General features: G+C 64.7%; 23 protein-coding genes. 10 read left to right on the top strand and 13 right to left on the bottom strand.

What is annotated here, in order from left to right; translation table 11 throughout:
- Positions 1 to 14: 14 nt before the first annotated feature.
- The 3 genes from ACM43_RS36835 to ACM43_RS36825 form a co-directional block, all read right to left on the bottom strand.
- Positions 15 to 2204, bottom strand: coding sequence for an RNA degradosome polyphosphate kinase (locus ACM43_RS36835; RefSeq protein ID WP_198399804.1), 2190 nt, complete (start codon positions 2202 to 2204; stop codon positions 15 to 17).
- Between the two features lie 146 nt (positions 2205 to 2350).
- Complete coding sequence (locus ACM43_RS36830) at positions 2351 to 3028, bottom strand: DnaA ATPase domain-containing protein (RefSeq protein ID WP_271547270.1); 678 nt, start codon at positions 3026 to 3028, stop codon at positions 2351 to 2353.
- Between the two features lie 92 nt (positions 3029 to 3120).
- A complete protein-coding gene (locus ACM43_RS36825) occupies positions 3121 to 3663 on the bottom strand; it encodes a CDP-alcohol phosphatidyltransferase family protein (protein ID WP_025035876.1) in 543 nt (180 codons plus the stop codon).
- Positions 3664 to 3818: 155 nt separating this feature from the next.
- Here ACM43_RS36825 and purM point away from each other — a divergent pair, with 155 nt between their 5' ends.
- From purM to ACM43_RS36810, 3 genes are read left to right on the top strand one after another with little or no spacing between them, the layout of a single operon-like run.
- Positions 3819 to 4892, top strand: coding sequence for a phosphoribosylformylglycinamidine cyclo-ligase (gene purM / locus ACM43_RS36820; protein ID WP_271546974.1), 1074 nt, complete (start codon positions 3819 to 3821; stop codon positions 4890 to 4892).
- A gap of 14 nt (positions 4893 to 4906) precedes the next feature.
- Positions 4907 to 5563 carry a phosphoribosylglycinamide formyltransferase gene (purN, locus tag ACM43_RS36815; RefSeq protein ID WP_271546972.1) on the top strand — a complete coding sequence of 219 codons (657 nt, stop codon included), beginning with the start codon at positions 4907 to 4909 and terminating at the stop codon, positions 5561 to 5563.
- Complete coding sequence (locus ACM43_RS36810) at positions 5563 to 5841, top strand: YrhB domain-containing protein (RefSeq protein WP_271546970.1); 279 nt, start codon at positions 5563 to 5565, stop codon at positions 5839 to 5841. Before purN ends, ACM43_RS36810 begins: the two co-directional genes overlap by 1 nt.
- A gap of 78 nt (positions 5842 to 5919) precedes the next feature.
- Here ACM43_RS36810 and ACM43_RS36805 read toward each other — a convergent pair whose 3' ends face one another.
- Both ACM43_RS36805 and ACM43_RS36800 read right to left on the bottom strand, forming a co-directional pair.
- Positions 5920 to 6126, bottom strand: a complete 207-nt coding sequence (locus ACM43_RS36805) for a cold-shock protein (RefSeq protein WP_027576280.1) — start codon at positions 6124 to 6126, stop codon at positions 5920 to 5922.
- Positions 6127 to 6249: 123 nt separating this feature from the next.
- Positions 6250 to 6507, bottom strand: a complete 258-nt coding sequence (locus ACM43_RS36800; protein WP_271546968.1) for a hypothetical protein — start codon at positions 6505 to 6507, stop codon at positions 6250 to 6252.
- Here ACM43_RS36800 and ACM43_RS36795 point away from each other — a divergent pair.
- Positions 6506 to 7672, top strand: a complete 1167-nt coding sequence (locus ACM43_RS36795; protein WP_271546966.1) for an autotransporter outer membrane beta-barrel domain-containing protein — start codon at positions 6506 to 6508, stop codon at positions 7670 to 7672. The genes ACM43_RS36800 and ACM43_RS36795 overlap by 2 nt on opposite strands.
- Positions 7673 to 7689: 17 nt before the next feature.
- Here ACM43_RS36795 and ACM43_RS36790 read toward each other — a convergent pair whose 3' ends face one another.
- The gene (locus tag ACM43_RS36790) at positions 7690 to 8730 is read right to left on the bottom strand and encodes a LysR family transcriptional regulator (RefSeq protein WP_036000552.1); all 1041 of its coding nucleotides are present in this window, start codon (positions 8728 to 8730) and stop codon (positions 7690 to 7692) included.
- 68 nt (positions 8731 to 8798) lie between these two features.
- Here ACM43_RS36790 and ACM43_RS36785 point away from each other — a divergent pair, with 68 nt between their 5' ends.
- The 5 genes from ACM43_RS36785 to ACM43_RS36765 all read left to right on the top strand — a co-directional run bounded on the left by ACM43_RS36785 (position 8799) and on the right by ACM43_RS36765 (position 12390).
- Positions 8799 to 9416 (top strand): hypothetical protein, encoded by a 618-nt coding sequence (locus ACM43_RS36785; protein WP_198399794.1) that lies wholly within the window; start codon positions 8799 to 8801, stop codon positions 9414 to 9416.
- Entirely contained in the window at positions 9403 to 10023 is a 621-nt protein-coding gene (locus ACM43_RS36780) for a GNAT family N-acetyltransferase (protein WP_036000546.1), read from the top strand. Before ACM43_RS36785 ends, ACM43_RS36780 begins: the two co-directional genes overlap by 14 nt.
- A gap of 25 nt (positions 10024 to 10048) precedes the next feature.
- Positions 10049 to 10612, top strand: a complete 564-nt coding sequence (locus tag ACM43_RS36775; RefSeq protein ID WP_271546963.1) for an isochorismatase family protein — start codon at positions 10049 to 10051, stop codon at positions 10610 to 10612.
- A gap of 30 nt (positions 10613 to 10642) precedes the next feature.
- A complete protein-coding gene (locus ACM43_RS36770) occupies positions 10643 to 10813 on the top strand; it encodes a hypothetical protein (protein WP_271546961.1) in 171 nt (56 codons plus the stop codon).
- Positions 10814 to 11007: 194 nt separating this feature from the next.
- Entirely contained in the window at positions 11008 to 12390 is a 1383-nt protein-coding gene (locus ACM43_RS36765; protein ID WP_225171261.1) for an aspartate aminotransferase family protein, read from the top strand.
- Between the two features lie 167 nt (positions 12391 to 12557).
- Here the strand turns inward: ACM43_RS36765 and rnd are convergent, their stop codons facing one another.
- Together rnd and ACM43_RS36755 are read right to left on the bottom strand one after the other, a co-directional pair.
- Complete coding sequence (gene rnd / locus ACM43_RS36760; RefSeq protein WP_036000537.1) at positions 12558 to 13706, bottom strand: ribonuclease D; 1149 nt, start codon at positions 13704 to 13706, stop codon at positions 12558 to 12560.
- A 351-nt stretch (positions 13707 to 14057) separates the two neighbouring features.
- Positions 14058 to 14957, bottom strand: coding sequence for a LysR family transcriptional regulator (locus ACM43_RS36755; RefSeq protein WP_271546958.1), 900 nt, complete (start codon positions 14955 to 14957; stop codon positions 14058 to 14060).
- A gap of 103 nt (positions 14958 to 15060) precedes the next feature.
- Here ACM43_RS36755 and ACM43_RS36750 point away from each other — a divergent pair, with 103 nt between their 5' ends.
- Entirely contained in the window at positions 15061 to 16050 is a 990-nt protein-coding gene (locus ACM43_RS36750) for a zinc-dependent alcohol dehydrogenase family protein (RefSeq protein ID WP_271546956.1), read from the top strand.
- A 155-nt stretch (positions 16051 to 16205) separates the two neighbouring features.
- Here the strand turns inward: ACM43_RS36750 and ACM43_RS36745 are convergent, their stop codons facing one another.
- The 5 genes from ACM43_RS36745 to ACM43_RS36725 all read right to left on the bottom strand — a co-directional run bounded on the left by ACM43_RS36745 (position 16206) and on the right by ACM43_RS36725 (position 21897).
- Positions 16206 to 17537: an ABC transporter substrate-binding protein gene (locus ACM43_RS36745; protein ID WP_271546954.1), complete on the bottom strand. Its 1332-nt coding sequence runs from the start codon at positions 17535 to 17537 to the stop codon at positions 16206 to 16208.
- Between the two features lie 11 nt (positions 17538 to 17548).
- Positions 17549 to 18418 carry a carbohydrate ABC transporter permease gene (locus ACM43_RS36740; RefSeq protein WP_271546952.1) on the bottom strand — a complete coding sequence of 290 codons (870 nt, stop codon included), beginning with the start codon at positions 18416 to 18418 and terminating at the stop codon, positions 17549 to 17551.
- The gene (locus ACM43_RS36735) at positions 18415 to 19365 is read right to left on the bottom strand and encodes a carbohydrate ABC transporter permease (RefSeq protein ID WP_271546950.1); all 951 of its coding nucleotides are present in this window, start codon (positions 19363 to 19365) and stop codon (positions 18415 to 18417) included. The genes ACM43_RS36740 and ACM43_RS36735 overlap by 4 nt, the downstream gene beginning before the upstream one ends.
- Before the next feature lies 1 nt (position 19366).
- Positions 19367 to 20218 carry a phosphodiesterase gene (locus ACM43_RS36730; RefSeq protein ID WP_271546948.1) on the bottom strand — a complete coding sequence of 284 codons (852 nt, stop codon included), beginning with the start codon at positions 20216 to 20218 and terminating at the stop codon, positions 19367 to 19369.
- Between the two features lie 206 nt (positions 20219 to 20424).
- Positions 20425 to 21897 carry a protein adenylyltransferase SelO gene (locus ACM43_RS36725; protein ID WP_271546946.1) on the bottom strand — a complete coding sequence of 491 codons (1473 nt, stop codon included), beginning with the start codon at positions 21895 to 21897 and terminating at the stop codon, positions 20425 to 20427.
- Between the last annotated feature and the right edge of the window lie 137 nt (positions 21898 to 22034).

The raw sequence follows: 22034 nt of genomic DNA, 5'->3' as shown, positions 1-22034 counted from the left end.
TCGCAAATCCCCGATCAGGATTGATGACGTTCGTTCCGGCGCGTGAGACGACGCGGCGAGGATTCCTTGAGCGACTTTCCACGGCCAGACAGACTCGGATTCGTCATGAAGTAGTTGTGGACGTTGAAAGGCTCCTCGCCCTTCGCGGTCTTCATACGCGTTGAAGACCCATCCGGCAACAACTGCCAGCTCTGCTCATTGTCCTTCAGGTTCGCGACCATGATCTGTTCGAGAACCTGCTGATGCACCGTCGGATTTTGCAGCGGACACAGCACCTCGACGCGGCGGTCGAGGTTGCGCGGCATCATGTCGGCGGACGAGATATACACAGCCGCTTTCGCGCTCGGCAGTCCCTGGCCCATGCCGAAGCAGTAGATTCGGCCATGTTCCAGGAAGCGGCCGATGATCGACTTGACGCGGATGTTCTCCGACAGACCGGGAATGCCGGGCCTGAGGCAGCAGATGCCGCGCACCACCAGCTCGACCTGGACACCGGCCTGCGAGGCCTCGTAGAGCGCGTCGATGATGTCGGGATCGACCAGCGCGTTCATCTTCATCCAGACTGCGCCGGGACGGCCATGCCGCGCATGTGCGGTCTCGCCCTGGATGTGCTCGATGATGCGCTTGCGCAAGGTCAGCGGCGACACCGCCATCTTTTCCAAATCGCTCGGTGCTGCATAGCCGGTGATGAAATTGAACACGCGGGCGGCATCGCGGCCGATCGTCGGGTCCGAGGTGAAGTAGGAGAGGTCGGTGTAGATGCGCGCGGTGACCGGGTGATAATTGCCGGTGCCGGTATGGACGTAAGTCGTCAGGCTGCCGCCCTCGCGGCGCACCACCATCGAGAGCTTCGCGTGCGTCTTCAATTCGAGGAAGCCGTAGACGACCTGCACGCCGGCGCGTTCGAGATCGCGGGCCCAGCGGATGTTGGCTTCTTCGTCGAACCGCGCTTTCAGCTCGATCAGCGCGGTGACTGATTTGCCGGCTTCGGCCGCTTCGGCCAGCGCGCGCACGATCGGTGAATTGTTGGAGGTGCGGTAGAGCGTCTGCTTGATCGCAACGACGTCGGGGTCGCGCGTGGCCTGCTGCAGGAATTGCACGACGACGTCGAACGACTCGTAGGGATGGTGGACGATGAGGTCCTTTTGCCGGATCGCGGCGAAGATGTCGCCGCCATGCTCGCGCACGCGTTCGGGGTGGCGCGGCACGTAAGGGGTGAATTCGAGGTCGGGCCGGTCGAGGCGGGTGAGCTGCGAGAGCTCGTTCATCGCCTGCACGCCGTCGACCAGGAAGATCTCGTCGTCGGCGGCGGAGAGCGCGTGCTGCACGAAGCTGCGCAGCTGCTCCGGCATCTTGGCGTCGATCTCGAGCCGGATCACCGATCCGCGGCGGCGGCGCTTCAGCGCGGTCTCGAACAGGCGGACGAGATCTTCGGCCTCCTCCTCGATTTCGAGCTCGGAGTCGCGGATGATCCGGAAGGCGCCTTGGCCGTGCAGATTGTAGCCGGGGAACAGGCGGTTGATGAACAGGGCGGTGGCCTGCTCCAGCGAGATCAGGCGCACCGTGCCATCCGCTGGCAGGCGGATGAAGCGGTCGATCTTGCCGGGCATGCGGATCAGCGCGTTCATCTGCTTGCCGTCGGCGGCGCGCGTGAGCTGCAGCGCGATGGTGAAGCCGAGGCTCGGAATGAACGGGAAGGGGTGGGCCGGATCGATCGCGAGCGGGGTCAGGAGAGGGAACACGTTGTGGAGGAAGTAGTCCTCGATCCAGGTCCGTTCCGCCTTGCTGACGTCCTTGCCGTCCACCAGCACGATGCCGACCTCGGCCAACGTGGCGCGCAGGTCGCGCCAGATCGCCTGCTGGTCGGAGGCGAGCTGGGAGACGGTGCGGTTGATTAGCGCGAGCTGCTCGGACGGCGTCAGGCCGTCGGGGCTGCGCTCGGCGATGCCCTCGCGGACCTGGGCCTTGATGCCGGCGACGCGAACCATGAAGAACTCGTCGAGGTTATTCGCTGAAATCGACAGGAATCGCACCCGCTCCAGCACGGGGTGGCTCGGGTTGACCGATTCCTCCAGGACGCGGCGATTGAAATGCAGCCAGGACAGCTCGCGGTTGATGAACCGCTCGGGACTGGACGCGATGGCCGGAAGGCTCTCGGATTCCGGGGCTTTCTCTTTCGTTTCAACAGCTTGCGCAGAGTCCATCAGAAGTCGGTCCATCCAGTTCACCCCAATTGCGACTCAAGCGCAAAAATCGGCGGGAGCATGTGTTAGAGCGATGACGTTTCGATGACATTGATGTTCCGCCCCCGCGCCGCGTCAAGCGGACTTCGGGGAGGCCTGCGAGCCGGTCAGGCGTCCCGGAGCAGCTCGGCGGCCAGCGCCCGGGTGACGGGACGGCCGAGCCGCAGGGCTTCACTGTCGAGCAGCTCGACGGCCCGCCGGGCGGCGGCCGAGGACCGTTCCAGGCGCGTCGCGAGATAGCCGACCACGCTCTCGTCCACATTGAGCTGGCGGTCGGCGCAGAACTTGACGATGAGGCCGCGGAACAGCTGGTCGTCGGGCGGCATCAGCGCAACCGCCGGAACGGCCCGCAGGCGCGAGCGTAGGTCGCGAAGCTCGATGGGAAGCGCGGCCGGCGCCTCGCGGCCGGTGAACAGGACGTAGGCGCCGTCCTCGCGGGCGAGGTTCATCAGATGAAACAGGGCACGCTCGTCGAAGTCCCCAGCCTTGAGATCCTCGACCACCAGCGCGCCGGTGGCGAGCGCGCCGGGCACGTCCGTCGCGGTCAGCGCATTGCCGGTGGTCGAGCGGGCGCCAGCTTCCTCGGCCCAGATCGCGGCGAGATGGCTCTTGCCGCTTCCCTCCGGGCCCGCCAGCGACATGATCCGGTTCGGCCATTCCGGCCAACCGTCGATGAGGCCGAGACCGGCCGCATTGGCGGGGCCCTCGAGGAAGTTGTCCCGGCTGAGGCTCTCCGCATGCGGAAGCGCAAACGCCAATTGTCGGGGATGAACGCGGCCTGCCACGCTTGCTCTGCTCCATGCCGGCGCGCCGGCCCGCTTGTAGAGATTCGACTTGATGGTGCGGGACTTGGCCTTTTGCTGGGCCGCTTCCCCGCTCATTTGGCCTCGATCGTGCTCATGTGCCGCAGCCACTCGACGAGATAGAGCGACACGGAGGAGAGCGTGAAGACCGTGACGAGACCCATCAGGATGATATCATAAGGCGCGGGCTTGAAGCCGAAGGCAAGCGCCGCCAGCACCAAAGCTGCGAACGCTACTTGTGCCACCGTGTTGAGCTTGGAGACTTTCGACGGCTTCATCTCGACCGGCCGGTCGAACAGCCAGGACACGATCACGGCGGCGACAATCATGATGTCGCGCGAGACCACCAGGATCACGATCCAGCGCGGGATCGCGCCCCAGATGCCGAGCGCCATGTAGATCGAGACCAGCAGCGCTTTGTCGGCGAGCGGATCGAGCAGCGCGCCGAGCTCGCTCGTCATGTTGAAGCGCTTGGCCAAAAAGCCGTCCACGGCATCGCTGATGCCGGCGATCAGGAAGACGGCGAACGCCACCTCCATTTGGCTCGACACGATGGCCCAGACGATGATCGGGACCAGCATGATGCGGCCCAGGGTAATGATATTCGGAATACTCACGCAGCGCTTCCCGGCACCGGTTCTGACCTCAAATCCGGCCCGTGGCAGGCTGAACCGGTTGATATGTCTACATAGTATAGCGGGGAACGCCATGCGAGCCATTGCGCGTCCCCGGAATTCGACGTAACCAGCCGCAAACCCACTGGAAATCGGGCATGACCGACCGCAAAAACGGCCTCACTTACGCCGATTCAGGCGTCGATATCGACGCGGGCAACCGCCTGGTCGACCTGATCAAGCCGATGGTGCGCGCCACGGCGCGGCCGGGCGCCGATGCCGAGATCGGCGGCTTCGGCGGCCTGTTCGACCTCAAGGCGGCCGGCTTCAAGGACCCGGTCCTGGTGGCCGCGACCGACGGCGTCGGCACCAAGGTCAAGATCGCGATCGAGACCGGCCTGCATGGCGGCATCGGCATCGACCTCGTCGCCATGAGCGTCAACGACCTCGTGGTGCAGGGCGCCGAGCCGCTGTTTTTCCTGGACTATTTCGCCTGCGGCAAGCTCGACCCCGAGGCCACGGCCGCCATCGTCGCGGGCGTTGCGGAGGGATGCCGCGAATCCGGCTGCGCTTTGATCGGCGGGGAGACCGCCGAGATGCCCGGCCTCTACAAGGACGGCGATTACGATCTCGGCGGCTTTGCGGTCGGCGCCGCCGAGCGCGGTACCTTGTTGCCGCGCAAGGACATCGCCGCGGGCGACGCCGTGATCGGTCTCGCTTCGTCCGGCGTGCATTCCAACGGCTTCTCGCTGGTCCGCAAGATCGTCGAGCAGTCCGGCCTCGGCTTCTCGGCGCAGGCGCCGTTCGCGCCGGTGATGACGCTCGGCGGCGCGCTGCTGACGCCGACCAGGCTCTACGTCAAATCCTGCCTGCGCGCGATCCGCGAGACCGGCGCGGTGAAGGGGCTTGCCCACATCACCGGCGGCGGCTTCACCGACAACATCCCGCGCGTGCTGCCGAAGCATCTCGGTGTCGGCATCGACCTGGCACGCCTGCCGGTGCTGCCGGTGTTCAAATGGCTGGCGGCGCAAGCCGGCATCGCCGAGCTTGAAATGCTGCGCACCTTCAATTGCGGCATCGGCATGATCGCGATCGTCGAGCCCGACAAGGTCGACAAGGTCGTGGAAGTCTTCACCGACGCCGGCGAGACCGTGGCGCAGCTCGGCACCGTCATTCCCGCCGAGGGCGAGCACCGCGTCGTCTATAACGGCCACCTCGACATGGCACTGTGATGACTGGCGCTGTGATGAAGCGCCGCGTCGCCATTCTGATCTCCGGGCGCGGCTCCAACATGGCCGCGCTGATCAGGGCAGCCGCTGCCGCGGATTTCCCGGCGGAGATCTCGCTCGTCATTTCGAACAAGGCCGATGCGCCCGGACTCGAACGCGCGAGGGCGAGCGGGGTCACGACCGAGGTGATCGAGAGCAAGCCGTTCGGCAAGGACCGCGCCGGCTTCGAGACGGTGCTGCAGGCCGCGCTCGACAAGCACGGCATCGAGCTGATTTGTCTGGGCGGCTTCATGCGCCTGTTCACGGCCGAGTTCACAAAAGCCTGGTACGGGCGGATGCTCAACATCCATCCCTCGCTGTTGCCGTCATTCCCCGGGCTCGACCCGCACGGCCAGGCCCTGCGCGCCGGCGTCAAGCTCTCCGGCGCGACGGTGCACTTCGTCATCCCCGAGACCGACGCCGGCCCGATCGTGATGCAGGGCGCGGTTCCCGTCAGCGACCACGACACGGGAGATACGCTCTCGGAACGAATCCTAGAGGTTGAGCACCGGATCTATCCCGAAGCGCTGCGGCTGCTCGCAACCGGCAAGGTCCGGATCGAGGGCGATGTGTGCAGGACGGACGGCAGCGGGCCCTCGGAGAATTTTCTGATCGCGCCGGTGGTGCACGGCTGATGTCGCCGGAAGACGCCTTGGCGCTTGCTAACACCGAGGTTGTTCGGGTCGGTCAGGCATGCGCGGAAGACCTGATGCTGTCGGGGCAGGCCATCGAGATCGATGAAGGGTGGGTCTTTTTCTACAACACCCGAGAATTCGTCGAGACCGGTAAACCAAGTGCCCGGCTCGCAGGAAACGGCCCCATTTTTGTCGATCGAGACGGCCGCATTCACCAACTTCCAACCTCGATGCCTTGGGAAGAAAGCCTCGAGCGACTTCGGAAGTCGTCGACGTAGATCATCCGCGCGCCCCAAACAAAACCCCCCGGCAGAGCCGGGGGCAACGTCATGATCTCTCGCCTGCGGCGAGAAAGATCAGGAGACCTTGAGATTCTCCGCGGACGACTTGCCGCGGTTCTCCACGAGGTCGAATTCAACCACCTGGTTCTCGTTGAGGGTGGAAAGTCCGGCACGCTCGACGGCGGAGATGTGGACGAACACGTCCTTGTCGCTGCCATTCGGCTTGATGAACCCATAGCCCTTTGTCGGGTTGAACCATTTGACGGTGCCCTTTTGCGGCATCGCTCGTCTCCTCCACTAGATATAAAAACGACGCGGCCGCTTTTTCGCGTGCCACGCCACAAACGGCTCCCGGAAGTCTGTTCGAGTCTTGAGGCGCAATGTCGCGAAACGCACAGCAAACGGTCAATTCCGATTGTGACCGATATTGCAACATGAAATTCGCCGGCTAGCAAGCCGCGCGCGGATTTCAAGACCAAGCCGGGTGCCGTCAAGCGCAAGTTTGCCACCTGTGGCAGCAGAACCACAATCGGTGCAATAGCCTCGGCCGTTATGCGCCAACCGGTTGACCCCTCGTGGCAGTTCGGCACAAATCGTCGCAAGCGCCGCAGACATTGTTGCATTTTTGCGCGCCGCCACTTCGCTTTCGGGATTCATCGTCATGCGCTGCGCCGCGCAGCTCTCCGGGACACGGCAGACGATCGGGCTCACCCGCATCCGTCGGATCGTGGCTGCGCTCGCGATGGCGTTTGCACTGGTCGTGACGATGGCGGCCGTGACGCCCGGCTTCGCGCAAAGCACGCCCACACCGACCCCGACGCCCACGCCGACACCCACGCCGTCACCGACCCCAATTCCGTCGCCGACCTCGACCAATCAAAATCAGTCAGCCGGCAACAGCATGCTCAGTTTCGGCTCGGGCTTCCTGGAGCGGCTCGGCAATCAGGCATCCGGCGGCGTCAACCGTGTGTTCCGCACCAATCCCGGCGGCGGCGGCGCCTCGGCGGCTGCGGAAGATCCGCGCTACCGCACCTGGTTCGAGGGCTATGGCCTTTCGGTCCGCACCGATGCGCAAGGCGACTTCGTCGGCGACAAGCGCAAGACCTTCGGCGGCGTTGCCGGCTTTGGCGCGCGGCTCGCACCCGGCGTCAACATCGGATTCTCCGTCGACCACAGCCACACCGACATCGACGTGCCGCTGGCGCTGCAATCGGCAACCCTCGATCTGACCCAGCTCGGCTTCAGCGGCTCCGTCGACAAGGGCCCGTGGACCTGGGCCTTTGCGGTGGTGCACGGCTTCGGCAAGGTCCATTCCAGCCGCGATACCGGCCTTGGCCTTGCGACCGCGGGCTATCGCGCCGCCGTGGACGGCGCGCTGACCGAGATCAGCTATTACTGGACCAAGGACGAGATGCGCATCGTGCCCAAGGGCGCGCTGGAATATGTGCGCGCCACCAGCGCTGCGTTCCAGGAGACCGGCGGGCTCGATCCGCTCAACGTCGGCTCGTCGGCCCTCTCGCGCGCGCGCGTCATGATCGGGGCCGAGGTCGGCCGCTACTTCATCATCGACCAGAAAATCCTCGACCTCTCGGCCTACGGCAAGTTCGTCGACAATTTCCACCAAGACCTCGGAACCATCCAGGTCAGCCTGGGCGCCCAGAACATCATCGTCCCCGGCATCGGCGAGAGCCGTTACGGCGCGGATGCCGGCGCCTCGGCTTCGCTCAGCCTGACCAACGTGGCGAGGCTCTACGTCAATTACGACGGCAAATTCCGCAAAGAGCTCACCTCGCACCAGGGCACGCTCGGCTTCGAATACAAATGGTGAGTTGACGCTCGCCTGCGTTAAGTCGGCGCCGTCGCCACGTATCCCGCCAGGCCAAAGCCCTCGCGCGCCGCCGTCATCATCGGCACCAGCGCGTTCGGATGGATGAACTCGTCGCGGAAGCAGGGATAGGTCCTGGCGTCGAAGATCTTCTTCAGCCAGTCGACCACGATCTTGTGCCGCTCGGAGCTGCGGAACTCCTTGTGATAGGTGAGCCAGAGATCGGCGTGATGGCTGACGCCGAGATCGACCGCAACGAGCGGCGCACCGAGCGCGATCGACACCGTCGGCAGGAAGCCGATGCCGGCGCCGCGCTCCACCGCGTAGAGCACGCCCACCGACGAATTGGTCTTGATCCCGACGATGCCTTCGAGCGACTTCAGCCCGAGCACGCGGGCATAGGCGCCGTCGTCGACCTGCGGCGCGCTCTGCTTGATGATGCGGTGATTGTTCAATTCGGCGAGCGTTGCCGGCACGCCGTAGAGGCTTTCATACTCCTTGGAGACGAAGGGATAGATGTGGAGGCGGCCGAGCTTGGCGACGATCAGATCGGGATTGGTCGGCGGCTCGAGCTGGATGGCGATATCGGATTCGAGCCGCGCGACGTCGGCCTGCTCCATCGCGCAGCGCAGATCGACCGTGATCTTGCGGTAGGTCTTCTGGAAGTCGATCAGCCGCGGCAGGATCCAGAAATTGCCGGGGCCCTCGGTCACCGCGACGCGAACGGTGCCCGAGGTGTCGTTCGAGGACCGCGCGGCGCGGCGGAAGACGTTGAAGGCATGACGCTCCATATGCGTGACGTCGGCGATCATCGCGGCGCCTTCATCGCTGAGCGTCAGCCCGCTCTGGTCGCGCAGGAACAGCTTGCACCCAATGCTCTCCTCGAGCCGGTCGATGCGGCGCATCAGCGTGGTGGAGGTGAGGCCGAGCTCTTCGGCGGCATTCCGAAAACTTTTAAATTTTGCGCACGCTAAAAACAGCTTCAAATCATCCCAGGACGCGCCCAGGGCTTCTTCACGGTGCTGCATCATCGCAGCACCCCGGTGCAATAACTGCTGCATACTCCTGATCCCCAACCGCTAAGCTCGTCGTAGCGGGGCATGAAAGCCTCGAACGATAGAGGCGCGACATGAGTATGGAAAGGGGCACGTTTGCCGCAAGGCATGATTTCGATGCCTTGCCGTTGAGCCCGGACGTCGACGTCCGCTGTGCGCAATTTTCCGAAATTGGAGCGCTTTCGGAGATGGCGCACCGGCTGGTGCCGGGTGTGCAGATCGGGACGGCGGAGCTTGCCAAATATTACGTCTTCGATCCCCAGAGCATCCTGACATTCAGCCGCAAAGGCAAGCTCGTCGGCGGCATGGCCTTCCTGTTTCTCAATGACCGTGGACATGACGCGCTGCTGCTCGACGAGATTTGCCTCACCGCGCCCGAGACGCGTTATCTCGCATCGGCAGACGAAGACGTCGCTGCCATCTACATCTGGGCGATCGCGGCGACGGGCCGCGGCATCGCCGGTCTCGGCAAGGCCGCGGCTCATCTGCGGCAGATAAGGTTTCGCGGTGCGGATTGCTATGCGCAGCCGTCAACGGTGGCCGGACGCGACATCATGAAGGCGACAGGCTTTGCGCCCGTCCCGAGCTTCCAGCCCGACCTTTGGTGCTACGAGCGGCCCTGGCATCGACAGCCGATGCGCATGCCGGGAGCGGTCATCCAATCAAGGAGCTTTGCAGATGCACGGTACTAGGATTCCAGTCGCCAAGCCCTGTTCCCGCGCCATCACCATCCGCCTCGCGCGCGACCCAAGCGATCTCATGCTGGTGACCGCCATCCGCTCGGCGGTCTACCTCGCCGAGCAGGATTGTCCGTTCGAGGAGGAGTTCGACGGCAACGACATGGTCGCGGCGCATTTCATCGGCTTCGTCGGCAACGAGCCTGCGGGCTGCCTGCGGGTGCGCTTCTTCGGCGATTTCGCCAAGGTGGAGCGGCTTGCGGTGCGTCACCAATATCGGCGCTCGCGCGTCTCGTTCAAGCTGGTTCAGGCCAGTGTCGATTATGTGAAGCGCAAGGGCTTTCGCAAGATCTACGGCCAGGCGCAGGACCGGCTGGTCGATTTCTGGGCCCATTTCGGCGCTAAGCCGCTCGGTCACAACCGCAAGATCACGTTCTCGGATTTCTCCTACACGGAGATGCTGCTGGAGATCGAGCCGGGCCCGGACGCCATCACGCTGGACAGCGATCCCTATGTGATCATTCGTCCCGAGGGCGATTGGGACCGTCCTGGCGTGCTCGATGCCTCGGCCGGGCGGGCGGTGACCTCGCCGCTGCGGGACCTCGCGCTCGCCGACCGCTGAAACCGGTGCAGCTGCGCGCAACTCGATGCTGGTTTCAATGCACGATGATCCGCCGATCCTGGTCTGTGCGGATCTTCAGGTCGAGTACCTGACCCCCGGCCGCCGCCACGTCATCCGCGACGGCGATGTGACGACGGCGCGCTGCCTGGAACTCCTGACGCTGTGGCGCAGCAATCTATGGCCGGTGATGCATCTGAAGCGCATCGCGCAGGCGGCCTGGTTCAATCCGTCATCCAGGCTGACCGATTGGATCGCGGAGACCAGGCCACAACCGGGCGAGATGACGTTCGAGCACCCGCTGCCGTCCGCCTACAGCTCGTCGCGGTTTGGCGGCCACATGTCCGCTATCCGCACCACACGCTGCATCCTGATCGGCTTTTCCCTGGACGAGACCATCCTGGCCACTGCCGTCGAGGGGTTTCACCGCAGTCATCGCTACCATGTGATCACCGACGCGGTGGCTTGCCGGCAGCCGGGCACGGACGATGCCGCGGCCTACCGGGATGCGGTAGTGGATGTCATTGCGAATTTTGCTACAGTCCAGTCCAGCGCCGAACTGATCAGAACCAGCGGCGCCGTTGCGGTGTAGGCGGCCGCGGTCGGTCGATGGGGTTGAGAATTGTCGCGGGGAGACGAGCTCAAGGAGCTGGCGAGCGATCTGTCGCATGCCGCCGAGAAGGCGCGCAGGCTTGGGCTGCCTACCACGGTCTACTTGCTCTCGATGGCGCTGGTGGAGGTGAGGGAAGCCGTTTCCGCCACCGACGAAGCGGACGACGACGGCGCGGCGTGAGAGCTGCCCAGCCGGGTTCTGCGATCCACGGTCCTGTCATATGCGGCTTTGTGCATCGCTGCTGAGCGCTTGCCGCCGACGAATTGGCATTGCAAGTTTTGCGTTGGGGCAATAGCCAAGTACTTGAGACAAGTACTCGCCATCGAGTGATGACGCCGGCCCGCCGGCGGCGTGACGTTTTTAGGGATCATCAAATGTCCATGCTGCCCAATTCGCAAGAGGCCCGGGATGTAGCCTATCAGCTCCATCCCTACACCAATGCGCGCACGCATCAGCAGGCCGGTCCGCTGGTGATCGAGCGCGGCGAGGGGCCTTACGTCTTCGACGCGTCGGGCAAGCGCTATTTCGAAGCGATGGCGGGCCTGTGGAGCGTCGGGCTCGGCTTCAACGAGAAGCGACTGGTCGAGGCGGCGCACAAGCAGATGCAGGCGCTGCCGTTCTACCATACGTTCTCCGCCAAATCGCACGGTCCCTCGATCGACCTCGCCGAGAAGCTGGTCGCGCTCGCGCCGGTGCCCATGAGCAAGGTGTTCTTCACCAATTCCGGCTCGGAAGCGAACGACACCGTGTTGAAGCTGATCGCCTATCGCTCCAATGCGCTCGGCCAACCGCAGCGCAAGAAGGTGATCAGCCGCCTGCGTGCCTATCACGGCGTCACCATCGCATCCGCCAGCCTCACGGGCCTGCCGAACAACCACCGCTCGTTCGACCTGCCGCTGCCGAACATCCTGCATACGGGCTCGCCGCACTTCTACAAGGACGGCGCCCCGGGCGAGAGCGAGGAAGCCTTCGCCACGCGCCGGGCCGAGGAGCTCGACGCCCTGATCCAGAAGGAAGGGCCGGATACGATCGCGGCGTTCTTCGGCGAGCCGGTGATGGGGGCGGGCGGTGTCGTGGTGCCGCCGGCGACCTATTGGGACAAGATCCAGAAGGTCCTGAAGAAGTACGACATCCTCCTGGTCGCCGACGAGGTGATCTGCGGTTTCGGCCGCACTGGCAAGATGTTCGGCTGCGAGACCTACGGCATCAAGCCCGATGCGATCGTCGTCTCCAAGCAGATCACATCGAGCTATTTCCCGCTCTCGGCGATCATCCTGAACGACCGCATGTTCGAGCCGATCGCGGACGAGAGCAACAAGATCGGCGTGCTCGGCCACGGCTTCACCGCGGGCGGCCATCCGGTCGGCTCGGCGATTGCGCTGGAGAACCTCAAGATCATCGAGGAGCGCGGCCTCGTCGCACACGCGGCCGAGCTCGGTGGCTACATGCAGGGCCGCTTGCGTGAACTCGCCAGCCACCCGCTGGTCGGCGAGGTTCGCGGCGTCGGCATGATTGCCGCGCTCGAGCTCGTGCTCGACAAGGCGCGCAAGACCGCCGCCACGACGCCGGGCGCCGTCGGCGGCATCGCCAGCCGCATGCTCCAGGAGCGTGGCGTGATCTCGCGCAACATGCTCGATGCCATCGCCATCTGCCCGCCGCTGATCACGACCAAGACCCAGATCGACGAACTGGTGGACGCGATCTCCGGCGTGCTGAACGACATGAAGAGCGAAGTGGCGAAGCTGACGCCGGCGTAGGGCTCCGTCGCTCTCTCCATCGTCATTGCGAGGAGCTCTTGCGACGAAGCAATCCAGACTGTTTCCGACGAGGGATTCTGGATTGCTTCCCTGAACCTGTCATCGGGCCGCGCTTCGTGCGGACCCGTTGGCTCGCAATGACGGGAAATCGGCGCGACAGCGTGCCCCTACGCCCGCTGCACCCCGATCACGCGGCCTTTCTCGATCGCGAGCGCGAGCTCGCCGCGCTTGAGCTTCAGCGCGGCGTCGCCGAACAGCTCGCGGCGCCAACCGCGCAAGGCGGGCACGTCGGCCTCATCGTCCGCCGCGATCTCTTCGAGATCGTCGACGGTCGCGATCACCTTGCTTGCGACTGCGTGGCGCTCGGCGGTCATCCGCAACAGCACCTTCAACAGCTCGACGATGGCGGCGCCGTTGGAATTGTTGCGCGGTTTCTCCAGCTTGGGCAGCTTCGAGAAGTCCCGCGCCAGCCCGCGCTCGACCGCTGCGATGATGTCCGCGCCCCATTTGGATTTCTCGAACCCCTTCGGCACCGAGCGCAGATGGGCGAGCTTCTCCAGCGTGGTCGGCGCGTGGGTCGCGATGTCGGTGACGGCTTCGTCGCGCAGCACGCGGCCGCGCGGCACGTCGCGGCTCTGCGCCTCCTGTTCGCGCCAGGCCGCGACCTCCATCAGCACCGCGAGGTCCTTGGGCTTGCGGACCCGCGTCTTCAGCCGCTCCCAGGCGCGCTCGGGATGGAAGTCATAGGTGCGGGGCGAGGTCAGGACCTCCATCTCGATGGAGACCCATTCGCTGCGGCGGCGCTTCTTCAGGTCGGCGTCGAGCGCGGCGAACACGTCGCGCAGATGGGTGACGTCGGAGACCGCGTAATGCATCTGCTCCTTGGTTAGCGGCCGGCGCGACCAGTCGGTGAAGCGGTGGGTCTTGTCCGGGCGGTGGCCGGTGACCTTCTCGACCAGCGCGTCATAGGCGATGCTGTCGCCGTAACCGAGCACCATCGCAGCCACCTGGGTGTCGAACACCGGGTGCGGGATGATGCCCGCCTGGTGCCAGATGATCTCAATGTCCTGGCGGGCGGCGTGAAACACCTTGAGCACGCCCTCGTTGCCCATCAGCTCGAAGAACGGCTTGAGATCGATCCCCTCGGCCAGGGTGTCGATGACCACGGCTTCCTCGGCGCTGGCCATCTGCACCACGCACAGCAGCGGGTAGTAAGTGGTCTCGCGCAGGAATTCGGTATCGACTGTTATGACGGGGTGCTTGGCCAGCCGGCTGCAGGCAGCCGCGAGGTCAGCGGTGGTGGTAATTAAATCCATGAACGGCCCATGACACTTGGTATCAGCCGTTCCGCCGAAAGTGCTGTGATGTCAAGGGGCTCTAAGCGAATTCGAGCCTTGCATCGGGCCGGAATCGTCTCTTTCCGACGAAATTCCTATTCGTAACGGATCCGGTCCGAGGATTTGCGGGCGCAGGGCAGCGCCACCACGATCACGCACATGGCGACCAAGGCCAATCCCAGGAACTCGAAAACCAACAGATCCACGGCGAAATCTCCAGAAACATTGATAGATTTGTCGGGGGTGCGTTGAGGGTCTGTTAATTGCGATGGTTACCGGCGGCGGGCCGGGGCGGATGGTGGACGAGGAGTTAATTGGGCGCAGCCATGGTCACGTCATCAGCTTCGGCAAGCCGGTCGCGAGGATGTCCACGGCAGCGCGCACCTTCGGCGGCAGCCGGGGTGAGCGCGGCCAGAGAGCGTGGCACTCGTAGAGGAATTGGGGCTGATTGCTGAAGAGATTGACCAGCGCACCCGTGTCGAGGCGTTCGCGGACCAGCCAATAGGGTAGCCAGGCGAGACCCATGCCTTGTGCCGCGGCATCGGCAATCGCCTCCAGGTCGTCGAGTCGGAGCCGGCCCGATGGCATGATCTCGCGCTGAGGCCCGCCGTCCTGCGGAAAGAGCCAGGGCCGGACACGCCCTGAGCCGCGATAGATGATCGCTTGATGGGCGGCGAGGTCGTCGAGCGATTTCGGCCTGCCGCTCGTGCGCAAATACGACCGCGCGCCACATACCACCATGCGCTGGCTTGCGATGCGCCGTGCGATCAGGCCGGACTGGTCGTCGAGATCGCCGGTTCGGATTGCCAGATCGTAGCCGGCCTCGACGATGTCGGCAATCGGATCGCCGAACGAGAGGTCGAGTTCGAGATGCGGATATTTCCGCGCGAGCTTGATCAGCAACGGCGCAATGCAGTGCCGTCCCAGCAGGGCCGGCATGGTGACGCGCAGCCTGCCGCGCGGCTCCGACAACTGGTCGGCAACGACGCTATCTGCGGCTTCGGCCTCGCTCAGCACCGCGCGGCAGCGTTCGTAGTAGGCTTGGCCGGCGTCGGTCAGGCTCTGGCGCCGCGTGGTGCGGTTGAGGAGCCGTGCCCCGAGGCGCTCTTCGAGGGAACGGACGTGCTTGCCGACCATCGGCCCCGACATCTCCAGGGCATCGGCCGCAGCCGCGAACGAGCCGAGATCGACGGCCCTGACGAAGACGGCCATGCTGGTCAGGCGATCCATGATTGAAAACTCCTGGTTTCGACTGTTGGCTTGCTTGGGCGATTTATCCTCTTCGCACGGATCGGCATAGCTCTATTCAGTTCAACTGTTTTGGAGTGCATCCATGGCCCGCGCCGTTCGCTTTCATCACCATGGCGGTCCCGACGTGCTGCGCATCGAAGCCATCGATGTTCCGCCACCGGCGACGGGCGAGGTGCAGATCCGGGTCAAGTCACTCGGCCTCAATCGCGCCGAGGCCTTGTTGCGAGGGGGGACCTATATCGAGCGCGCGACATTTCCATCTGGGCTGGGTCTCGAGGCGGCCGGCATCGTCGAAGCGGTCGGGGACGATGTGACGAGCTTTGTGCCGGGCGATATCGTGAGCATCGTGCCGCCGCTGTCGATGGTAAGATGGCCGGCCTATGCCGAGCTCGCGAACTTTCCGGCCGAACTCGTCGTGAAACATCCGCCGGAGCTCGGCTTCAAGAAGGCGGCGGCCGTTTGGATGCAGTATCTGACGGCCTACGGCGCTTTGGTCGACATCGCCCGGCTTGGTCGAGGGGACATCGTCGCCATCACCGCTGCATCCAGCAGCGTCGGGATTGCGGCGATTCAGATTGCGAACCGGGTCGGCGCGACGGCGGTCGCGGTGACGCGGACCTCGGCCAAGCTTGGGGCCTTGCGCGATGCCGGCGCGGCCCATGTCGTCGCCTCGGACGAAGACGACATTCGGGCGCGGCTGGAGGCGATCGCCGGATCTAACGGGGTCCGCGTCGTCTTCGACGCCGTCGGTGGTCCCGCGTTCGAGCCGCTGACCGCGACCATGTCGCCGGGCGGAATCCTGATCGAATATGGTGGATTGAGTCCTGAGCCGACGCCGTTTCCGCTCTTCAACGTGTTGACGAAGAGCCTGGTGTTGCGCGGCTACCTCGTGCACGAGATCATCCGCGATCCGGCGCGCCTTGCGCAGGCCAAGGCGTTCATTCTCGACGGGCTGTCGGATCGCACGTTGCAGCCGGTCATCGCTAGGACGTTCCGCTTCGAGGACATCGTCGAAGCGCATCGCTTCCTGGAATCGAACGATCAGTTCGGTAAGATCGTGGTGACGATCTGATGAAGTGTCTTTCGTGAGCGGTGCTTCGTAGGGTGGGGCAAAGCGAAGCGTGCCCACCATCGATCAACAGAGTTGAGAGGTAGACGGTGGGCACGGCGCTATGCGCCTTTGCCCACCCTACGAGATGCGTATTCGGTTCGAAATCGTACAGCTCCTTACGGCAGCTTGAGCGACGTCTCCGCATTGTACGGCTTCAGCGTCTCGTCGGCGGCCTTCTGGGCGGCGGCGAGGGCTTCCTTCGGCTGCTTCTTGCCGTTGAGGACCAGCATCACCTCGTCCTCGAGGTTCTTGCGCACCGGCACGGTCTTGTAGGTCGCAAACCACGGCTTTGCGACGTCGAGCTGCTCGACGGCGGTCTTGGCGTCCGGGTTCTTGCCCAGGAATTCGACCATCTCCGGCGTCTTGTACGCGGCCATGTTCGGCGCGAAATAGCCGGTGGCGCGGCTCCACCAGCCGCTCTTCTCCGGCGAAGTCATCCACTTGATCAGCGTCCAGGCGGCCTTCTGCTTGTCGGCCTCTAACCCGGCCGGCATGATCAGCGAAGCGCCGCCGATCGGCACCGCGTTGCGGACGTTGCGCGGGATGAAGGCGACCTTGTAGGCGAACTTGGCGTTGTCGCGCACGTAGGTGAGCGAGCCCGTCGACAGCATCATCATCGCGGCATTGCCCGAGATGAAGGAGGTGCTCACGGCAGGGCCGGGCGTAGCGCCGGGCGTGTGGACCTTGTGCTTGTAGATGAGGTCGTTCCACCAGGTCAGTGCACCCAGCATCGAGGGCGTGTCGTAATAGACCTCGCCGCCGAACTCCTCGTTGTAGTAGCGGCCGCCATTGCTCATGGTGAGCGTTTCCATCATCCAGCCGCAATAGTCGTAGGCGCAGGGGATCGCGATGCCCCATTGGGTCACCTTGTCGCCCTCGCGCTTGGTCAGCTTCTTGGCCCAGTCGGTGACCTCGGCCCAGGTCTGCGGCGGCTTGCTCGGATCAAGGCCCGCTTCCTTGGCCTTGTCGGCGTTGATGTAGAGCAGCGGCGTCGAGTTGTGGAACGGCACGCCGTAGACCGAGCGGTTGATCACGGCATTGCCGTGCAGCGCCGGGAAGAACTGGCCGAGGAACTGCTCCTTGGTGGTGCCGTCGGCCTTGATCAGCGCATCGAGATTGGTGAGCTCGTTCTCGATCTGCATGTCGAGCAGGAAGTTCGCCGACATGATCACGGCGGCCGGCGGCTTGCCGGCCTTGATCGCTGCGCGCGTCTTGATCAGCGTGTCGTCATAGGAGCCGGTGTAGACGGCAGTCGCCTTGACGTTGGGATGAGTCTCGTTGAACTCCTTGATCAGGGTGCCCATGTCGCGGGCGAGCTTGCCGTCGACGGGGACGGGGAAGAACAGGTCGACCTCGGTCGGACCTTCGGCCTTGGCCGGGACGGCGAGGGCGCCTGCCATGGTGCCTACCATGGCAAGGCCGAGCATGAGCCTGCGGGAGAACAGCATCGGAAAATCTCCTATTTGATGCCTGAGGTGACGAAAGAGCTGATGAAGCGTTTCTGGAAGATCAGGAAAGCGACGAGCAGAGGCGCGATCACCATGAGCGTACCCGCGGCGATCGTGCCCCAGGCCTGCGTGCCTTCGGCGGTCTTGGTGAAAACGGAGAGGCCGATCGTGAGCGGGCGCTTGTCCGGCGAATTGATCACCATCAGCGGCCACAGGAAGTCGTTCCAGTGGCTGGTCACAGAGATGATGGCGAAGGCCGAGAAGCTCGGCATAGACAGCGGCACGTAGATGTGGCGGATGCGCTGGAACAGACCGGCGCCGTCGATCAGGGCGGCGTCCTCCAGCTCGGTCGGAATGGCTTCGAACGCCTGACGCATCAGGAAGGTGCCGAAGGCGGAGGCGAAGAACGGCATCATCACGCCGGTGAGCGTGTCATAGAGACCGAGCTGCGCCACCAGCGACAGGTTCGGCACGATCAGCAGCACCGGCACCAGCATCAGCTGCATCAGGAACAGGTAGAAGATCGGCGTCTTGCCGGCGAAATCCAGACGCGCGAAGGCAAAGCCGGCCAGCGTGATCGTGACGAACTGCACCAAGAGGATGCCGGTGCAGATGATGGTGGTATTGAGCGTGTAGCGCGGGAAGTCACCGATCTCCCAGGCATCCCTGACGTTGTCGAGCGTCGGCTTGAGGCTCGGCATCAGCTCGGCCATGGCGTTGATGCCGTCGGACGCGGGGCGCAGCGTCGCGACGACCATCCACAGGAAGGGGATCAGCCAGACGACCGCGAGCAGCACGGTCAGCGCAAAACCAAGCTTGGGCGTGATCTCGCCGCGGGTGGCGAGCGGGGCGTCCTTCCACAGCGTATCAAACAGCTTCATGGCCCGCCCTCGCGGTTCGCCATAGTGCGGAAGGACAGTGCGGTGAGGGCCATCAGTGCGGCCAGCGTCAGCAGCGTCGCGGCCGAGGCCTTGCCGATGTCGTAATGCTCGACCGCCTGCTGGTAGATGTAGAACAGCACGAGGTTGGTCGCATTCGACGGCCCGCCCTGGGTCATGACGAAGACGTGGTCGACCTGCGTCACCGCATTCAGCGTGGCGATGACGGTGACGAACAGGAAGGTCGGCTTCAGCTCCGGCAGGATGATGTGGCGCAGCCGCCGATACGGGCCGGCGCCGTCGAGATGCGCGGCCTCCATCACGTCCTCGGGCACGGCCTGGAGGCCGGCGAGGAAGAACAGCATGTAATAGCCGGCATTCTTCCAGATCGTGATGACCATGATCGCATAGAGCGCGATGTCGGGATCGCCGAGCCAGTTCGGCAGCACCGGCAGCAGCCGGCCGATGTAATAGTCGAGCAGGCCGACATTCGGCAGGAAGATGAACAGGAACAGCGCGGATGCCGCGACCATCGGAATCAGCACCGGCAGGAACAGCGCGGCACGCAGCGCGCTGTTCACCGCATGGGTGCGCGACAGCGCCAGCGCGAACAACAGCGCAAGCGCAATGCTCGGCACCGCCGTGCCGAAGGCATAGATCAGATTGTTGAAGACGGCGCCTGCGAAGGCGGGGTCGGCGAGCACCGCGCTGATGTTCTCAAAGCCGACGAAACGCACCGGCGCCTTCGGCGTCGCACGCTGATAGAGCGCATCGATCAGCACGCGCCCCATCGCGCCATAGGTGAACAGCGCGAGGAAGACCAGCGAGGGCAGGAGCAGCAGATAGGCCGGCAGCGAGGCCTTGAAGCGGCTCGTGAACCGTTTCAGGACGTGTAGACGCGGTGCCGCCGACGTCGCGACCGGGAGAGCCGCGGGTTCAGCGAGGCTCATCTCATCGCGCCCGGAAATTGAGCGCGTAGTCGCGGCCGTCCACTCCTGCCGGCGGCTCGAAGGGGAAGCGCAGACTTTGGTCGAGGAAATCGTGGCTGTGCACGACGACGTTCTGGTCGTCGATCAGCACGACGCCATAGGCCGGCGGCTCGTGGCTGGCGAGATGCTCGCTGGCCGCGACGTCGAGTTCGAACCAGACCTGGTGGTTGGTCCCGCGCAGCGTCGAGAACGGGATCTTGCCGTAGCTGCCGAAGATCGGCCGGTGCACATGACCGAAGAAGAGGTGGCGGATGCGTGCGCGATAGGGCGCGATGACTTCCGCGAATTCGGCGCTCTGCTTGAGCGCGATCTCGTCCATGGCGTGGACGCCGACCGGAAAGGGCGGATGGTGCATGAACACGACGAATTCCTGGTCGTCGGGAGCGGCCGCGAGCGTGCTCGCCAGCCAGCCGAGGCGCCTTGCGCACATCTCGCCGGCATGGCTGGTCTCGTCCAGCGTGTCGAGGAAGACGAACACGCCGTGCTCGGTGGTGCGCGTGCCCTGCACGAAGCCGTTGGCATCGCGCGGCGCCGCCTTCAGCGCGTCGAGGCAGGTGACGCGCTTGTCGTGATTGCCGACCATCGCGATGTACGGAATTTTCAGCGCCGCCATCGCCTCGGCGAAGTTGGCGTAGGATTCAGCCTCGCCCCAATGGGTGAGGTCGCCGGTCACGACCGCGAACGCAGCGTCGAACTGATGCTTGTTGATGTCGGCGATCGCCGCGTCCAGCCGGGCGCGCGGATCGAGGCCGTAGAGCATCGCGCCGGGGTTCGCGAGATGCGTGTCGGTGATGTGGATGAATTTGAAGGGCATGGCGCGCTTTGTCGGGACCGTTGGAGGATGGACGTCTCCGGCAAGACGACCCTGACAGGCGGTTAGAGCGCGTGTGTTTCAGTTTGATGACAGCGGTTCCCGCGGGCGGGACGTGTCCACAGGGCGTGCGGGACGGGAATGGACCGCGCAAAGCGCAATCCATGCAGTTGATCAATTAGAGATGGTGGTGCGCGGTGGAGCCCGCCTCACGTCCCACAGAACGTCTGCAGCACGCGCTGATCCGGCAGCGGCGGGTCGGCGTACGCGGCGTATTCCGGTTGGTCCTCGAACGGCCTCGCCAGCACCTTCACCATTTCCTCGAACCGCGCGTAATTGTCGTCGTTCACCGCGGCCTGGATCACGGCCTCGACGCGGTGGTTGCGCGGGATGAAGAGCGGGTTGACCGCGTGCATGGCGGCCTGTCGCTCGGCGGGGCCTTGCGGCTCCAGCGCGAGGCGTGCGCGCCAGCGGCCGGCCCATTCGTCGAACGCTGCGGCCTCCATGAATTGCGCGCGCACGTCGCCGCCGTCATCGGCCGCGGCGTCGCCCAGCTTGCGGAAGGTGAGGGTGAAGTCGGCCTGGTTCTTGGCCATGGCATCGAGCAGGTCCTGGATCAGCGCATCGTCGCCGTCTCGCTCCGTGAACAGGCCGACCTTCCGCCGCAGGCCGGTCTGATAGGCGGCGCTGAACTGGTCCGAGAAGGCGCCGAGAATATCCTGCGCCTCGGCCACCGCCTTCTCCTGCTCGTCCGAGAACAGCGGCAGCAGGCATTCGGCAAGGCGCGTCAGATTCCACAACCCGATGCGCGGCTGGTTGGCATAGGCGTAGCGGCCCATCTCGTCGATCGAGGAGAACACCTGGGCAGGATTGTAGGAATCCATGAAGGCGCACGGGCCGTAGTCGATGGTCTCGCCCGAGATCGAGCTGTTGTCGGTGTTCATCACGCCGTGAATGAAGCCGACCAGCAGCCAGCGCGCGATCAGCTCGGCCTGGCGCGCGACCACGGCGGCGAGCAGGTCGTGATACGGCCGCTCGGCGTGGAGCAGGTCCGGATAATGGCGCGTGATGACGTGATCGGCGAGCCGGCGGATCGCCTCGGTGTCGCGGCGGACGGCGAAGAACTGGAAGGTGCCGACGCGGATGTGGCTGGAGGCGACGCGGGTCAGCACCGCGCCGGGCAGCGCGGTCTCGCGGATGACGTGCTCGCCGGTAACGACCGCGGCGAGCGAGCGTGTGGTGGGAATGCCCAGCGCATGCATGGCCTCGCTGACAATGTATTCGCGCAGGATTGGCCCAAGCGCGGCGCGGCCGTCGCCGCGGCGGGAGAACGGGGTGGGGCCCGAGCCCTTGAGCTGGATGTCGCGGCGGACGCCGTCTTTGTCGATGACCTCGCCGAGCAGGATGGCGCGGCCATCGCCGAGCTGCGGCACGAAATGCCCGAACTGGTGCCCGGCATAGGCCATGGCGATCGGATCCGCTCCGTCGGGAACCGTCTTGCCGGCCAGGATCTCGGCGCCTTCGGGGGTCTCCAGCAGATCAGGATCGAGCCCGAGCTGGACCGCCAGCGGCCGGTTCAGCTTGATCAGCCGAGGGGCGGCCACCGGGGTCGGCGCGACGCGGGCGAAGAAGTTGTCCGGCAGCGCCGAATAGGAGTTCTGGAAGGGGAAATGGACCGTCATGGGCTCAAGATAGGACTGGAACGCCTGATGGCAAAGGCTCGGTCTGTGATAAGCCAAAAATGGGCCCTTCGGGTCCAAAACAGGGCGTTCCCTTGGTTGCCGCCTTGGTCCTCGTCGGGTAAACCCTGCCGCAACTT

The sequence above is a fragment of the Bradyrhizobium sp. CCBAU 45321 genome (genome assembly GCF_028128975.1).
Lineage (GTDB): Bacteria > Pseudomonadota > Alphaproteobacteria > Rhizobiales > Xanthobacteraceae > Bradyrhizobium > Bradyrhizobium yuanmingense.
This window is presented reverse-complemented; position numbering and strand designations above follow the sequence as displayed.